The sequence below is a fragment of the Marinobacterium sp. YM272 genome, from assembly GCF_050908845.1.
Classification (GTDB): domain Bacteria; phylum Pseudomonadota; class Gammaproteobacteria; order Pseudomonadales; family Balneatricaceae; genus Marinobacterium_D.
Genome location: NZ_CP194171.1, coordinates 761887 through 775653, shown reverse-complemented (window position 1 = coordinate 775653; position 13767 = coordinate 761887). Strand labels below are relative to the sequence as shown.

13 protein-coding genes are annotated in these 13767 nt (G+C 60.6%); all 13 read right to left on the bottom strand.

The window, feature by feature from the left end; all coding sequences use genetic code 11:
• Nucleotides 1-33 precede the first annotated feature (33 nt).
• Nucleotides 34-840 (bottom strand): phosphodiesterase, encoded by an 807-nt coding sequence (locus ACQUQP_RS03665; RefSeq protein ID WP_432697462.1) that lies wholly within the window; start codon nucleotides 838-840, stop codon nucleotides 34-36.
• The gene (locus ACQUQP_RS03660; RefSeq protein WP_432697461.1) at nucleotides 833-1276 is read right to left on the bottom strand and encodes a DUF1249 domain-containing protein; all 444 of its coding nucleotides are present in this window, start codon (nucleotides 1274-1276) and stop codon (nucleotides 833-835) included. The genes ACQUQP_RS03665 and ACQUQP_RS03660 overlap by 8 nt, the downstream gene beginning before the upstream one ends.
• Nucleotides 1273-1905: an NUDIX domain-containing protein gene (locus ACQUQP_RS03655; RefSeq protein ID WP_432697460.1), complete on the bottom strand. Its 633-nt coding sequence runs from the start codon at nucleotides 1903-1905 to the stop codon at nucleotides 1273-1275. The genes ACQUQP_RS03660 and ACQUQP_RS03655 overlap by 4 nt, the downstream gene beginning before the upstream one ends.
• Nucleotides 1906-1979: 74 nt before the next feature.
• Nucleotides 1980-3803: a GGDEF domain-containing protein gene (locus ACQUQP_RS03650; protein WP_432697459.1), complete on the bottom strand. Its 1824-nt coding sequence runs from the start codon at nucleotides 3801-3803 to the stop codon at nucleotides 1980-1982.
• A gap of 70 nt (nucleotides 3804-3873) precedes the next feature.
• Nucleotides 3874-4734 carry a deoxyribonuclease IV gene (nfo, locus tag ACQUQP_RS03645; RefSeq protein WP_432697458.1) on the bottom strand — a complete coding sequence of 287 codons (861 nt, stop codon included), beginning with the start codon at nucleotides 4732-4734 and terminating at the stop codon, nucleotides 3874-3876.
• Between the two features lie 70 nt (nucleotides 4735-4804).
• Nucleotides 4805-4987, bottom strand: a complete 183-nt coding sequence (locus ACQUQP_RS03640; RefSeq protein WP_432697457.1) for a hypothetical protein — start codon at nucleotides 4985-4987, stop codon at nucleotides 4805-4807.
• A gap of 33 nt (nucleotides 4988-5020) precedes the next feature.
• Complete coding sequence (gene recJ / locus ACQUQP_RS03635) at nucleotides 5021-6754, bottom strand: single-stranded-DNA-specific exonuclease RecJ (protein WP_432697456.1); 1734 nt, start codon at nucleotides 6752-6754, stop codon at nucleotides 5021-5023.
• A gap of 5 nt (nucleotides 6755-6759) precedes the next feature.
• Entirely contained in the window at nucleotides 6760-7575 is an 816-nt protein-coding gene (locus tag ACQUQP_RS03630) for a YdcF family protein (protein WP_432697455.1), read from the bottom strand.
• Nucleotides 7576-7648: 73 nt separating this feature from the next.
• Nucleotides 7649-9043, bottom strand: a complete 1395-nt coding sequence (gene thrC / locus ACQUQP_RS03625) for a threonine synthase (RefSeq protein WP_432697454.1) — start codon at nucleotides 9041-9043, stop codon at nucleotides 7649-7651.
• Nucleotides 9044-9055: 12 nt separating this feature from the next.
• Entirely contained in the window at nucleotides 9056-10357 is a 1302-nt protein-coding gene (locus tag ACQUQP_RS03620) for a homoserine dehydrogenase (RefSeq protein WP_432697453.1), read from the bottom strand.
• Between the two features lie 235 nt (nucleotides 10358-10592).
• Nucleotides 10593-11324 (bottom strand): DsbC family protein, encoded by a 732-nt coding sequence (locus ACQUQP_RS03615; RefSeq protein ID WP_432697452.1) that lies wholly within the window; start codon nucleotides 11322-11324, stop codon nucleotides 10593-10595.
• Nucleotides 11325-11391: 67 nt separating this feature from the next.
• Nucleotides 11392-12291 carry a site-specific tyrosine recombinase XerD gene (xerD, locus tag ACQUQP_RS03610; RefSeq protein WP_432697451.1) on the bottom strand — a complete coding sequence of 300 codons (900 nt, stop codon included), beginning with the start codon at nucleotides 12289-12291 and terminating at the stop codon, nucleotides 11392-11394.
• 26 nt (nucleotides 12292-12317) lie between these two features.
• Nucleotides 12318-13760, bottom strand: coding sequence for a hypothetical protein (locus ACQUQP_RS03605; RefSeq protein WP_432697450.1), 1443 nt, complete (start codon nucleotides 13758-13760; stop codon nucleotides 12318-12320).
• Between the last annotated feature and the right edge of the window lie 7 nt (nucleotides 13761-13767).

The window sequence follows — 13767 nt, the reverse complement described above, 5'->3', positions numbered from 1 at the left end:
CACCTGTTCAGAATCTTGTGGATGCCGGGAACGTTACCCAAGCTCGGGATCTGGCGCAACCTGAGCCAGGCGCCGCATGCCGGACTCAACCCGGCCGTCCGGATACAGCCGATACCAGCGGTAGCCGGGAGATGCATCAGGACCGCCGCTCTCCAGCAGAAAATCAGCCTGGGCCGGTTTGAACTGGACACTGGTGGACGGCGAACACCAAAAGCGAGCCTGACCGATAGAGCGCGCCTGGGATTGATGCAGGTGGCCGCAGATCACCGCTTTCACCTGGGGCGCAGCCGCCACCAAGTCAGTAAAGTCGGCGGCATTACCCAGCATGATTTCATCCTGCCAGTCGCTGTCGGTGGCTACCGGGTTATGGTGCAGGGCGATCAGTACGGGACGTTCGGTGGATTGTGCCAAACGCTGCTCCAGCCAAACCAGTTCGGTTTCACTCAGTGATCCACTGCCGCGCCCATCCGGGTAGCTGGTGGAGTCGAGCAGCAGCAGGCGCCAGTGCCCCAGATCCACCTCTTCCCGACCACAGGGCATAGCGCTGGCCGCCCGCATGGCACCGATCTCATCGTGGTTGCCGGGTATCCAGTGCCGCTTACCGGGCAGAGGCGCGAGAATATCCAGCAGCCGCCGGTAGGCTTCAGCGTTGCCGTGATGCACCAGATCACCGGTCAACAGCAGATGATCGACCGGCAAGCCACTGGCCAGCACATCATCCACCACCAGGCGCAGCTGGCTGTCGGCGTCGATATCGCGAAACAGCTGTCCCGGTTCGGGCATCAGGTGGCAATCGGTGAGCTGGAGCAGGAAGACAGCGCGGGATGCGGAATCAGCCAACGAAGACAGGCTCCATCAGGTGGCCGTGGCTGAGGCACTGGCTCAGGCACTCGCCGAGAAAGTCGTTCAACTGCGCCTTCTCGTCCGGCTGATGCATCTGCGGATTGGGATAGGGGTAACGCCCGGAGAGCTGGCGGCGCTGGCGAATGCAGATCACCTCGGCCATGCCGGCATCGTGATACAGCCGCACCAGCAGCTGCGGGGCGTCGAGCCAGCGGGAATCGCTCTCCATCTGCTGGCTCACCATCACCGTGCTGGTGTAGCGGAAACGCTCCTCGACCTGCAGCCGAACGACCGCACTGCGCCCCTGCCAGCTGATCTGATACTCGCGCTGATCCTGAGTATCCAGATCGGGCAGCAGCTTCAACAGCCGTGCGTAGTTGGCCTCGCAGACAGAACTCTGTCGCGTCAGGTCGGGTACATACTTGCGTTTCATCGTTGTTCGGATAACTCCTCGTTGCGTATCGATTCGCGATTCAGTTCAAGCCACTGTAGACCAATTATCGCCGGTCCACTATTGATGCGCCCGTTGCGCACAAGTTCAAGGGCCTCGTCGGCGGCCAGCACACGTACGCGAATATCCTCGCCCTCTTCGGGCAGGCCGTGCACCCCCTGAGCATCGCTGGCATCGACACAGGCGAACATCAGGTCGATCCATTCATCACAGGCACCGGGACTGGGCAGAAAGCGGGAGATTTTTCTGACTCCGCCGAGTTTCATGCCCGCCTCCTCATCGCTCTCGCGGATGGCGACATCGGCGGCACTTTCGCCCGGCTCGACAATACCCGCCACCAGTTCCAGCAGCCAGGGACCTTCGGGGGCATCCAGCGCGCCAACGCGGAACTGCTCCACCATCACCACCGCATCCTTATAAGGGTCATACAGTAGCACACATACGGCATTGCCGCGGCGAAACAGCTCGCGCGTAATGCGAACTTCGCCACCCTGGTAACGTTTGTGACTGAGTGTCAGACGGTGCATCTTGAAGTAACCGTCAAACACCCGGCTATCGTCCTCGATGCAGTAGTCATCCCGACCGAATTCGGCCTGCCACGGCTTTTGCATTGGGTCACTCCCTGTGTCTGAGATCGGTCTACTATACCGCGATTCTCAGACACAGGGGCAAATGGCCGGCGGGATCAGGCGCTGCGGCAACCCGCCGGCAGAAGGTCCGGCGCACGCCGGGGAGAGAGGTAGAGCGCGTTGCCGCCCTTGGCCTTGGCCTGCATTTTCGCCTCCAGGGCCAGCTCGGCGACCTCGTGACAGCTGGAGCACTGGTAGGGGTCAGGATGCACCACACCTATGGCCAGACTGATCAGCGGATAGAAGGCCTTCTGGCCATGACGGTCCGGTGCCCAGATTCCGCCGGCTTCCAGGTCGGCAGCATGACAGAAGGTCTGCACCCGCTCCTCAAAGGCGGCGAGGATCGACTCACAGGTTTTACGCCAGTCGTGGTGCCGGAACAGGACAACAAAGTCGTCGCCACTCACATGACCCAGATAGTTATCATCAAAGGAGACGAACCGCACCAGCAGCTCACCCAGTTCACGGATCAGCTCATCGCCCCGGGTATAGCCGTAACTGTCGTTAAACGCCTTGAAGTGGTTCAGGTCGATATAGGCCACATGAAAGTCACTGGCCCGCTGCAGCAGCCGGTCCACCTCACTGTTGATCGGCACGCTACCGGGCAGCAGCGTGAGAGGGTTCGCAAAGCGGGCGTTACGCACCTTCAACTCGGTCATCCGCCTGAGCAGGTCACGCACATTGCCCATGCCGAGATAGCAGCCGTCCTCGACGATCACCAGATCCTGCTGGATCAGCAGCGACTCCTCCTGCCCGGTCACCATCAGCGAGACCTTCTCCAGCGGCGTGTCAGCGGGCACGATCAGCACATCCGTCTGCATCAACCGGGAGACCGGTCGCTGCTCGTATAGCGCACGCCCATACTTCGCGGCGAACCGCGCCAGCAGATCCGCCCGGCGCACAACCCCCGCCGGCTCGCCGTTAACCAGCACCGGCACGGAGATCACCTGCGGATCGTTACTGAAAATCTGACTGACTTCATGCAGGGGCGCATCCGCCACCACTGCAGGTACACTGCGCACCAGCACCCGTGCGGTATCCGCCTGGGCCAGCATGCGGCAGTCACTGCGACTCTGCAGATAGCCGTGGCGTACCACCAGCGGCTCGATCAGCAGATCCGGCTCCCGGGCCGGGCGCCCGAGCAGGAAGCCCTGGCCGTAGCGTACCCCCATTTCCTGAAGTGCATGCAGCTCTTCAAGTGTTTCTATGCCCTCGGCGATGATTTTGCAGTCCAGGGTATCGCCGATATTGCAGATGGCGCGGACAAACTCCCGCTTCACCGAATCGCGCTCGATACCACGGACAAAGTGCATATCGATCTTGACGTAATCGGGGTGAAGCTCGGACCAGAGTTTAAGGCCAGAGTAACCACTGCCGAGATCATCGATGGCGATGTGAAAACCCATTTCCCGGTAGTGATCGACGGCGGAACGGGTCAGCCCATGGTGATCAAAGGGGTGCTGCTCGGAGAGTTCGATAACGATGTTCTCCTGCGGAATCCCCAGCTCGCCGAGCAGCTCGGCGGTGAAGCCGTGCTGATGTTCAGGCGTGCTGAGCAGCGACGCGGAGACATTGAGAAACAGTTTGCCCTGCAACCCCAGCGCCGAGTAGCGCTCCACGGAGCAGCGGCGACACAGCAGCTCCAGCCGGTGCTGCAGATGGTTGCGGATGGCCGCGTTGAACAGGTGATAGGGCGAGTAAAGGGAGGTCCCCTCCGGCCCCCGGATCAGGGCTTCGTGACCGAAACACTCCCCGGTGGAGAGGTCGACTATCGGTTGAAAAACCGGGTAGAGACGCTGCTCGCGGATAATCTCCGTGAGCAGCTCCGCCTCCGCCTGGCCGCTGTCTAATGCCCCGCCTGCAAACCGTCCCTGAACCATAGAAAGCCACCTGTAAAACCATTCCTGGATAGGTCAGTTTATGGCGATTCCATGACAGCGAGGTGACAGCTCAGACCACTTCGGTTTGCCCCACAGAGAAGCGACGCAACTGCTGAATCTCCTCTGCCCAGATGTCGGGATCGATGGTTTCCAGCACCAGAGGAATCCCCTCAAAGCGCTGATCCTGCATGATGTAACGAAACACCGCCCAGCCGATTTCACCCTGCCCGAGGCTGTGGTGACGATCCACATGGCTATCGAGCGCCGCCTTGGAATCGTTGATATGCATGCCGCGGAGATACTCAAAACCCACCGTGCGCGCAAACTCGGCAAAGGTCGCTTCGCAGGCTTGCGTAGTTCGCAGATCGTAGCCCGACGCAAAGGTGTGACAGGTATCCAGACAGACACCCACCCGGGACTTGTCCTCAACCTGGTCGATGATCTCGGCGATCTGTGCAAAGGTACAGCCCAGGTTGGAGCCCTGACCCGCGGTATTTTCGATCACCGCCGTCACACCCCGGGTTTGATCCAGCGCCAGGTTGATCGACTCGGCAATCCGCGCCAGGCAGTCAGTTTCTCTGATCTTGCGCAGATGGCTGCCGGGATGAAAATTGAGCAGCGTCAGCCCCAGCTGCTCGCAGCGCTGCATCTCATCGACAAAGGCGTTACGCGACTTCTCCAGCGCCTCCGCCTCCGGATGCCCCAGATTGATCAGGTAACTGTCGTGGGGCAGGATCTGCCCCGGTCCGAAGCCGTGCTTTTCACAGTTACGCTTGAACGCCTCGATACTCTTACCGGTCAGCGGTTTGGCATCCCAGCGGCGCTGGTTCTTGGTAAACAGGGCGAAGGCGTTGGCACCGATCTCGGCCGCGTTGAGCGGCGCGTTTTCCACACCGCCGGAGGCGCTGACGTGGGCTCCTACGTAGTACATATATCTCCCAAACTAAATCCTAGCGAGCGGCTCGTGGGCAACGCAGCCCACGGGTCGCGCAGTCGATTTATTAGAGTTTGCAGGCGCCGCCCAGGCAATCATCAAAGTCCATGGACGCCAGTTCTTCCTTCTCCGCATGCAGGGTGCGGATACGGCCCAGCAGCTGCCCTTCGGTGCTTTCGTTGGCTTCGACGCCTGCGCGCTCAAATACGGCCAGCAGTGCGCTCAGTTCTTCCAGATTCAGTTCATGCATGGTTATCTACCCAGCTTGGTTTAAGAGATGCGGTTATACAGGTTGCAGCTGCTCGATCATCAGCTGCAGATTCCGCTGACCGCGGAATTCGTTGATATCCAGCCGGTAAACCGCTTCCACTTCGGTGACCGACTGATCCGGCCACTGCCGGGTATCTATATTGAAGGCGATGGCATCCAGCGCCATCCCCGACTGCGGCTCCATCAGCACCAGCTTGAGATGACGCTGGCCGACTATCCGCTGCTGCAACAGCCTGAAGCGACCATCGAAGCGCGGCTCAGGGAACTGATGCCCCCAGGGTCCAGCTTCACGGATCTGCTCAGCAAGCTCCATGGAGAACTGCTCGGCACTCAGTGCGCCGTCGGTAACGACGCGATGCGTCAGTGCGTCTTCATCCAGCTGACGTCGCACCTCGCGATCAAAGGCCTCGCGGAAGGCATCCAGCTGTTCAGCCGCAAGTGTCATCCCCGCCGCCATGGCGTGGCCGCCGAATTTCTTGATCAGGCCCGGATGCAGTGCGTCTATGGCTGCCAGCCCGTCACGGACATGAAAGCCCGGGATCGAGCGCGCCGACCCTTTAATGTCGCCATTATCCCCCGGCGCAAAGGCGATCACCGGACGGTGCACCCGCTCCTTGATGCGGGATGCCAGAATACCGATCACCCCCTGGTGCCAGCCCGGATCAAACAGCGACAGGCCATAGGGCAGCGCTTCATCGTCCAGCTGCAGCTGGTCCAGCAGCACCAGCGCCTGCTGCTGCATCTCCTGTTCGATGCCGCGGCGCTCGCGGTTCAGGTCATCCAGGGTCCGGGCCAGGTCCAGCGCATAGTCGTAATCATCGCTGAGCAGGCATTCGATACCGATCGACATATCCTCCAGCCGCCCCGCCGCGTTCAGACGCGGCGCCAGGGCAAAGCCCAGATCGGTGGCGGACAGAATATCGCGCCGACGCCCCGAGACTTCGATCAGCGCCAGGATACCGGGGCGCGCCTGCCCGGCGCGGATCCGCTGCAGCCCCTGATACACCAGGGTGCGGTTATTACGTTCCAGCGCCACCACGTCGGCCACGGTGCCCAGTGCCACCAGATCGAGCAGGCTGGCCAGGTTGGGCGGTTTTATCCCCTGTTCGGCAAACCAGTTCGCCTCGGTCAGCGCACGGCGCAGGGCGATCATGACGTAGAAGATCACCCCCACACCGCAGGTGGACTTGGCCATAAAGCTGCAGTCCGGCTGATTCGGGTTGACGATGGCACAGGCTGCCGGCAGCTGTTCACCGGGCAGGTGGTGATCGGTCACCAGCACATCGATACCCAGTTCGCGGGCGCGCTCGACCCCCTCGATGCTGGAGATACCGTTATCCACAGTGATGATCAGGCCGGGCTCCTGGGTCGCGGCCACGTCGACAATCTCAGGGCTAAGCCCGTAGCCGAACTCAAAGCGGTTGGGAACCAGGTATTCCACGCTGGCGGCGCCAAACTGACGCAGAGCAAGAATCGCCAGCGCCGTGCTGGTGGCGCCATCACAGTCAAAATCACCGACGATCAGAATCGGCTCACGCTGCACCAGCGCACGAACCAGGCGCTCCACCGCTGCATCCATGCCGCGCATGGCCGAATCCGGCAGCAGCTCCTTAAGCTGCCGGCCCAGTTCATCGAGGCTGGAGATACCACGGCTGGCATAGATTCTGGCCAGCACGGGATGCAATCCCATCAGACCTGCGGGCAGGCGCTCCGGTACCGGGCGTCGTTCAATAAAAGCTTGGCTCATCGATCTCAATTAGCAGGCGCTTTCAGCTCCAGCGGTGCCGGGAACAGCTGACTGGTTTTGTTGGTCAGGTAGTACGCAACCAGCCCCACCCATTCACGCATGGCGGTTTCGGTATCACGCAGGTTCTCCCACAGTCCGGGGTCCAGACGGGCACCGTCAGAACTCAAGGCGCGGTAATCCACGGGATAGGGCGTCAGGTCCCAACCCTGGCGCCGAAATACGCCGATGGAGCGTGGCATATGGAACGCGGAGGTCACCAGCAGCCAGCGCCCCTTGGGCACGCCTTCCAGGCTGTCGATGGTATTCAGCGCGTTCTCGTAGGTGTTGCGGGAGTGCCGCTCAATCAGCACACGATCGGACAGACCCACAGCATCCAGGTATTCGCTGGCCACATCGCCACCGCGAAACTCCGGTCGCAGCACAGAGCCACTGCCGCCGGAGAAGACGATCTTCGCCTGCGGGTACTGGCGGGCCAACACGGGGATGATCATCAGGCGCTCAGCGGCCTGATTGAGCTGCGGCTGCCCCCAGAACAGGCTCTCCTCGGCCAGTTCACCGCCGCCAAGCACCAGAATACCGTCCACATCGGCGGTTTTTTCCGCTTGTGGAAAACGTTTTTCCAGCGGCATCAGCAGGGCATCTCCCAGCGGCATCAGCAGGAAGAGCAGGAACAGCAGCAGGTTGCAGCCCAGCAGCACAGCACCGAAACGGCGCCATCCAGCCCAGAGACTGAACAGTCCGACCAGCAGCATCCAGACCAGCAGGTGATCGGGACGGGCAAGGAACCAGAACAGCTTGGAAAGACTGAAGAAACTATCCATGATGCGCTCCCTGCTCCGGGGCTTGAGGCGGGATTAAGAAGAGAAGGCCCGGGCGGTCCGGGCCTTGTAGCAATCAGTCGCGATGAACGTGCGAGGCGATAAACGACTGCACGGCGCTGATGTCATTGTCGATCACGTCGAGACGCTCTTCGCGCTCAAACAGGTCAGATAGATGCTCCGGCAGCTGCGGCCCTTCCAGGCCCGCCTTGATTACCGGTTCCGGGAACTTGACCGGGTGCGCGGTGGCCAGGGTGATCATCGGCACCGACTTGTCGCGCCAGCACTCACGAGCCGCCTTGACGCCGATGGCGGTGTGCGGATCGAGCAGGTAGCCGGTCTCGGCGTGCACGTCGGCAATGGTCTGACAGGTGGTTTCATCATCGGCACAGGCGCTGTCGAACAGCTCGCGCACCTTCTCCCAGCGCGCTGCATCCAGCTTGACCGGCTCTTTCTTGAAGCGGTCCATCAGCTCGCTGATGGCAGCGCCGTCACGGTCGTAGACATCAAACAGCAGACGTTCGAAGTTGGAGCTGACCATGATATCCATGGACGGTGACAGAGTGTGCACCAGCTCGCCCTTGGACATGTCGTTGCCGCTGATGACGCGGTGCAGAATGTCGTTGCGGTTGGTGGCCACCACCAGTTGCTGGATCGGCAGACCCATCTGTTTGGCCAGGTAACCGGCGAAGATATCACCAAAGTTGCCGGTCGGAACGGAGAACGCTACCGGGCGGTGCGGCCCGCCCACGGCGAGGGATGCAGAGAAGTAGTACACGATCTGGGCCATGATCCGCGCCCAGTTGATCGAGTTCACGGCGCCCAGCTTCAGCCCCTTCAGGAAGGCCTGATCGGCAAAGCTGTCCTTGACCATCTGCTGACAGTCATCGAAGTTACCTTCCAGCGCGATGTTGAACACGTTATCGGCCAGAATCGTGGTCATCTGGCGGCGCTGCACCTCGGACACCCGGTTGTGCGGATGCAGGATAAAGATATCCAGGTGCTCAGAGTGACGGCAGCCTTCGATGGCGGCAGAGCCGGTATCGCCGGAGGTGGCACCCATGATCACCAGACGCTCGCCACGCTCGGCCAGCACATGATCCATCAGACGGCCCAGCAGCTGCAGGGCGAAGTCTTTGAACGCCAGGGTCGGGCCGTGGAACAGCTCCAGCACCCACTCGTTGGTACCCAGCTCTTTCAGCGGCGCCACGGCGGAGTGATTGAAACCGGCGTAGGTCTCATCGATCATCCGTTTCAGGTCGTCATCCTTGATGCAGGTGTCGACGAACGGCTTGATCACCTTGAACGCGAGATCGGCATAGGAGAGACCAGCCCAGGAGGCGATCTCCTCCTGGGAGAAGGTCGGCAGCTGTTCCGGGACGTACAGACCGCCATCGCTGGCGAGTCCAGCCAGCAGCACATCGGCAAACTCAAGCTTGGGTGCCTGACCGCGGGTGGAGATATATTTCATCGTTTTCTAACCTCAATCTGCCAGATGTTCGACGCGGATACGTACCACTTCGCCGAGGATATCCGGCAGCGCTTCGATCTCGCGGATCGCTTCGTTCATGGTGCTTTCGGCCACGCGCTGGGTCATCATGATCACCGGCACCTGCGCCTCGCGGGTCTGTTTCTGGATGATCGCCTCGATGTTGATACCCTTTTCACCCAGGATACGGGTGACGTGGGCCAGCACACCCGGACGCTCCACCGCCTGCAGACGCAGGTAGTAACCGGTCACCACATCGTCCACCGGCAGCATCGGCAGCTCGGACAGCTGGCCCGGCTGGAACGCCAGGTGCGGTACGCGGTTGTCACGGTCGGCGGTCAGGGTACGCACCACATCGACAACATCGGCCACCACCGCAGAAGCGGTCGGTTCAGCACCGGCACCGCTGCCGTAGTACAGGGTCTGGCCGACGGCATCGCCATCAACCAGGATTGCGTTCATCACGCCATTCACATTGGCCAGCAGGGTAGACTGCGGGATCAGGGTCGGATGCACGCGCAGCTCAATGCCGCGCTGGGTACGACGACTCAGACCGAGATGCTTGATACGGTATCCGAGCTCTTCGGCGTACTGCACATCTTCGGTGGTGATCTTGCTGATCCCCTCGGTGTAGGCCTTGTCGAACTGCAGCGGCACGCCGTAGGCGATCGACGCCAGGATGGTCAGCTTGTGCGCGGCATCGATCCCTTCCACGTCGAAGGTGGGATCGGCTTCGGCGTAACCGAGCTCCTGGGCTTCGGCCAGGACATCATCGAACGCGCGGCCTTTTTCACGCATTTCGGTCATGATGTAGTTACCGGTGCCGTTGATGATGCCGGCCAGCCAGTTGATCTGGTTGGCCGCCAGACCTTCACGGATCGCCTTGATGATCGGGATACCGCCGGCCACGGACGCTTCGAACGCCACCATGACGTTCTTATCCTGGGCGGCCGCGAAAATCTCGTTACCATGCACAGCGATCAGCGCCTTGTTGGCAGTCACCACGTGTTTGCCGTTCTCAATCGCTGTCAGCACCAGATCACGGGCGGTCTCATAGCCGCCGATCAGTTCGATGACGATATCGATCTCAGGATTGGTGGCAACAGCGAAAATGTCGTTGGTAATCTGAATACCGGTGGTATCGCAAGCGGGGTTCTCACGCCGCGTGCCAATCTGCTCAACAATAATTTTACGTCCGGCACGACGCGCAATCTCTTCAGCATTACGCATGAGTACATTGAAAGTACCGCCACCGACGGTGCCCAGACCACAGATACCTACTTTTACCGGTTTCAAACAACACCTCGCTTTACTTGTCAAAACAACCCGTTAGCCCATTCGCTACAGTGCCCCACAGGCGTGGTGACCAATACGGCGAAGGAGCGCGACTTCTTGCGGGCGAAAAAATGGGCCTCAGTATAGCAAACCCAGCCAGCCTGCATCCATTTACTGAGTGGATAACTGTTCATATCAGGCACAAAAAAGGCGGGTACGCAGCACGCACCCGCCCGGACACCGAAACGTTCAGACGTCAGATATTGAGTATCTGTTTCAGGCGCTCCGCCGGCAGATAACCCGGCAGCAGGCGACCATCATCCAGGATCAGCGCCGGCGTACCGGTCACACCCAACTGCTGTCCCAGGTGAAACTGGTCCAGTACAGGATTCTCGCAATCCACCGGATCCAGGTTCTCTCCCGCCTTGGCACGGTTCATCAGCTCCCGGCGCGCTTCACCAGGCTCGGCACACCAGATCGCGCTCATCTTCGCCGCTGCTGCCGAACGCTCACCGCCACGGGGAAAGGCCAGGTAGTCCACCTGGATACCCAGCTCGTTCAGCTCGGCCATCTCGGAGTGAAGTCGGCGGCAGTAGACGCAATCCACATCGGTGAACACCTGGATATGCCCCTTGCGCTCACCCTTGGCCGGAAAAATTACACGCTGCTGCGGAGCTATCTCGGCCAGCGCATCGACACGGACCTTCTGCATCCGCTGCTCGGTCAGGTTAACCAGGCCTTGACCATCCACCAGCTGGTAAAGCTCACCGGAGAGCACATATCCGCCCTCGCTGTCGGTATAGAGCACCTCACCGCTGCCCAGCACGACCTCGAACAGACCATCCATCGGGGTGGGTGTCACCGATTCAACACTGAGCCGGCTGTCCACGCTTTTGATCCGCTCCGCGATTTTATCGCTGGCCTCGTCCGCAGCCTGAGCGCCCTGCGCCACAAACATCATCACCATCGCGGCTATTAACGCTCGCATGCTACCTCCTGGAAAATTAAAAAATGCTTTCGGCCAGTCTACCACTGCCGCCCTGCCGGCGCCTGCATCATCCCCGGGGATGGTGCTCGCGATGCAGCGCCTGCAGACGTGCCGTCGCGATATGGGTATAGATCTGCGTGGTCGACAGGCTGGCATGACCAAGCAGCATCTGCACCACGCGCAGATCCGCGCCATGATTCAGCAGATGGGTTGCAAAGGCGTGACGCAGCACATGGGGCGACAGGGGTTTGTCGATACCACTCTCAAGCGCATACCGCTTGATCCTGTGCCAGAACGTCTGTCGTGTCATCGCCTGCCCACGCTGACTCAGGAACAGCTCTTCGACGCGCGGATCGTCACCAAGTTCCGGCCGGGCATCACGCAGGTAGCGCGTCAGCCAGCTCAACGCCTCGTCACCAACTGGCAGCATCCGTTCTTTGTCACCCTTGCCAATCACCCGCATCACCCCCATGCGCCGGTTCAGCTCATCGAGACGCAACGCCACCAGCTCGGAGACACGCAGTCCACAGGCGTACAGAAGTTCCAGCATCGTACGGTCGCGCAAACCCAGCGCCGTGCCGGTATCAGGCGCTGCCAGCAGCGCTTCCACATCGGCTTCGGTCAGGGTTTTCGGCAGCGGGCGGCCACGTTTGGGGCTGTCGATATTGAGCGTCGGGTCGACGTCGATCTGCTGTTCACGCAGCAGAAAGCGGTAGAAACCGCGTAGGGTTGAAAGCAGACGGGAGGTGGAGCTTGGTCTGAGCTGCTGCTCGATACGCCAGTGAAGGTGGCGCTGCAGATCCTCACGCACCACCTCCTGCAGCGCCAGCTTCCGTTCGTTCAGCCAGCAGGCGAAATGGTTAAGATCTCTTTCGTAGGAAAAACGGGTGTTATCGCTGAGACCACGCTCAAGCCAGAGATGATCGAGATACTGTGCGATAACCGCTTGATCTGGTTCGGCGGGCAACCTGGCCCGCCGACGTCGATCTGGTTTCAATGATAAACCTCAGCGGAGCGGATCTGACTGAACTCCAGCGGATAGGTGATCACACCCCGGTCGACCCGCTGTTCAATCAGCAATGTACTGCCGCCCTGCACCTCAACGATCTTACCCTCGAACTTGTTACCGAGGTCGGTTCTCACACGAACCGGCAGGCCCGCCAGTCCACCAAGCTGGGCCAGTGCTGTCTCACGGTAACGCTTGGGTTCAGGCTCGGGCTCCCGCTGGGGCATGCCGCGGAACAGGTCATCCTCATCGGCTTCTGTATCTTGCGCGACCGTTTCGGAGGGCTCTTCACTCTCACCGGGTGCGGACTCCGCTTCCGGCGCGTCCGCTGCATCAGCGACCTGCCCGGCTTCGCCTTCTCCCGCGTCTCCGTCCCCGCCCGCAGAGGGCAGCGGAACCGGGTCAACCTGAATACCGGCCCAGTCGATGCTGTTGATCGCCACCGGCTGACCATTCAGGCGAACCGCGATATTGAGACGTTCGATCAGCTGCGCCGGTGCGCCCATTGCGGCCATCACCTCGGCACCGAGACCACCGGGCGGGCGCATGGTCAGTGTGAAACGGCCTCCGGGCTCATTAATGCCGCTGTAGATATCCCACAACAGCTCAGGAAGATCCACACCTACCGACAGCAGCCACTGCTCCATTAGACGTTGATGCTCGGCGCGATAGGTTTCGACATCGACGCCGGCCTGCTCGGCACAGAAACGGTTGCGGCGTACGTTGTAACCACCGTCCGTATAGCTGACTTCCAGCTTACGCAGACGCGGGTTCGCGGCAAGCAGGCGGGCTGGAGCCAGATCATCACTGACCACCGAAAACTCGATCTCGGCGGTGGAACTGCCCATACCATTGGCAGAAAAATCGGTATTGATACTGATGCGCTGGTTATAGCGATCCACATCAAACCCGAGCACAAAGTCGGACGTAATGCGTGAATACCCCATCTCACGCATCGCAGCCACATCCAGCTGCTGCACATCACCGCAGGCCAGAGCATCAGGGCTGACGGCAAGCGGATTCATCTCGGCCGCGTTCGCTGCCTGCTGTTCAAGCGTTTTCACGAGGCCGCTGTTAAGACTCAGCTGCGCCTGTTTGACATAGAGGTTCAGCTGCGCCGGCCAGTCACCGGACTCTATACGTCCACGGGGATTGAAAAAGAAGAAGGGATCATCGGAGCGCACCCGTATCGATTCCACCGGAATGCGTGTGCCATCCTGTTTCAGGGTGATGCTGACACCGTCCACACCAACCTCGCCACGAGGATCAGCGTAAATGGCGCTGTACTCGATCTGCGCCTGGCCACTGACCTGAGCAGACAGGTCATCAACGAAGGATTTCACCTGGTACCAGTAAAAGCCGTAGGCACCACCAAGGACCAAAGCCAGCAGCAGTACCAGTATGAAGAACCGCATGGCGAGCTTGCGCATCTGCCAC

Bases quoted from the DNA above. Each gene is read 5' to 3' on its own strand.
- ACQUQP_RS03660 (WP_432697461.1), bottom strand. From the start codon at position 1,276: ATGAAACGCAAGTATGTACCCGACCTGACGCGACAGAGTTCTGTCTGC.
- ACQUQP_RS03655 (WP_432697460.1), bottom strand. From the start codon at position 1,905: ATGCAAAAGCCGTGGCAGGCCGAATTCGGTCGGGATGACTACTGCATC.
- ACQUQP_RS03650 (WP_432697459.1), bottom strand. From the start codon at position 3,803: ATGGTTCAGGGACGGTTTGCAGGCGGGGCATTAGACAGCGGCCAGGCG.
- nfo (WP_432697458.1), bottom strand. From the start codon at position 4,734: ATGTACTACGTAGGAGCCCACGTCAGCGCCTCCGGCGGTGTGGAAAAC.
- ACQUQP_RS03640 (WP_432697457.1), bottom strand. From the start codon at position 4,987: ATGCATGAACTGAATCTGGAAGAACTGAGCGCACTGCTGGCCGTATTT.
- recJ (WP_432697456.1), bottom strand. From the start codon at position 6,754: ATGAGCCAAGCTTTTATTGAACGACGCCCGGTACCGGAGCGCCTGCCC.
- ACQUQP_RS03630 (WP_432697455.1), bottom strand. From the start codon at position 7,575: ATGGATAGTTTCTTCAGTCTTTCCAAGCTGTTCTGGTTCCTTGCCCGT.
- thrC (WP_432697454.1), bottom strand. From the start codon at position 9,043: ATGAAATATATCTCCACCCGCGGTCAGGCACCCAAGCTTGAGTTTGCC.
- ACQUQP_RS03615 (WP_432697452.1), bottom strand. From the start codon at position 11,324: ATGCGAGCGTTAATAGCCGCGATGGTGATGATGTTTGTGGCGCAGGGC.
- ACQUQP_RS03605 (WP_432697450.1), bottom strand. From the start codon at position 13,760: ATGCGCAAGCTCGCCATGCGGTTCTTCATACTGGTACTGCTGCTGGCT.